Raw genomic sequence first — 1,517 nt, 5'->3', positions numbered from 1 at the left:
AGAGGAAGGATAGTAGGCATGGGTACCCATAAGGAACTTCTAGAGAATTCTGATGTTTATAGACAAATTGCCCTATCACAACTATCGGAGGAGGAACTTGCAATATGAGTGAAAGAAAGATTGAAGATCATAGAAGAAGACCTAAGGGTCCTATGAGAGGGATGGGAAGGTTTGATAAACCTAAAAATTTCAGAGAAACTTTTAGGAAACTTCTCAATTATTTAAGACCCTATAGAATAAAACTTATTATAGTAATAGTCTTTGCAATAGGAAGTGCAGCCTTTTCAATAGTAGGTCCTAAAATACTTGGTAAAGGGACTACCAAGATATTTGAAGGTCTTTTAGGTAAGGTATCTGGCATTCCCGGCTCTGGTATAGATTTTCAATATATAGGAAATATTATTTTAATCCTTATAGGACTTTATTTAACCAGTGCTTTATTTTCCTATATTCAGGGATTCATAGTTACTGGAGTAGCCCAAAGGATATCCTATAATTTAAGAAAGGAAATATCCAAGAAAATAAATAGGCTGCCCCTTAAATATTTTGACACAAATACTCACGGTGATGTATTATCTAGGGTTACTAATGATGTGGATACGGTAAGTCAAACATTAAACCAAAGTATGAGTCAGATTATTACCTCCGCTACCACTTTAATAGGGGTACTTATTATGATGATATCTATAAGTATCAGAATGACTATTGCAGCCCTTTTAATATTACCTATTTCAATGTTCTTAGTTTTAAGTATAGTTAAAAGATCCCAAAAATACTTTAAAGTTCAGCAAGAATCATTAGGACGGGTAAATGGTCATATAGAGGAAGTATACGGTGGGCATAATATAATGAAGGCCTTTAATGCAGAGGAAACAGAAATTGAAGAATTTAGAGGGATCAATGGAGATCTTTATAATTCAGCTTGGAAGGCTCAATTCTTATCAGGGATGATGCATCCTATTATGATGTTTATAGGTAATCTGGGTTATGTTGTAGTATCTATTCTTGGAGGATGGCTTGCCATTAGGGGAGCTATAGAAGTAGGGGATATTCTTTCCTTTATTCAATATATAAGGAGCTTTACCCAACCTATAGCTCAAGTAGCCCAAATAAGTAATGTACTACAATCTACTGTGGCTGCAGCTGAGAGGGTATTTGAATTTTTGGAAGAAGATGAAGAAATTGAAGAGAGCGAAACTCCCGTAAAATTGAAGAACATAGAAGGAAGGGTTAAATTTGAAAATGTGATATTTGGATATGATGAAGATAAAATAATCATTAAGAATTTTTCTGCTAATATTGAACCAGGTCAGAAGGTTGCAATAGTTGGACCTACAGGGGCAGGAAAAACTACAATAGTTAAACTTCTCATGCGTTTCTATGAATTAAATGAAGGTAGAATATTAGTTGATGGACAGGATATAAAGGATTTTACTAGAAAAGATTTAAGAAATAATTTTGGAATGGTTTTACAGGATACATGGCTTTTTTCTGGTACTATAATGGAGAATATTAGG

At 33.9% G+C, this 1,517-nt stretch carries 1 protein-coding gene; it reads left to right on the top strand.

From position 1 onward, the window contains the following. Positions 1-104 precede the first annotated feature (104 nt). A partial coding sequence (locus VK998_RS11580; RefSeq protein ID WP_325228486.1) for an ABC transporter ATP-binding protein occupies positions 105-1,517 on the top strand: 1,413 nt, incomplete at its 3' end.

The organism is Schnuerera sp. (genome assembly GCF_035459645.1).
Taxonomy (GTDB): Bacteria; Bacillota; Clostridia; order Tissierellales; family Tepidimicrobiaceae; genus Schnuerera.
Note: the sequence above shows the minus strand (reverse complement) of the source record. Positions and strands in the feature narration are given on the sequence as shown.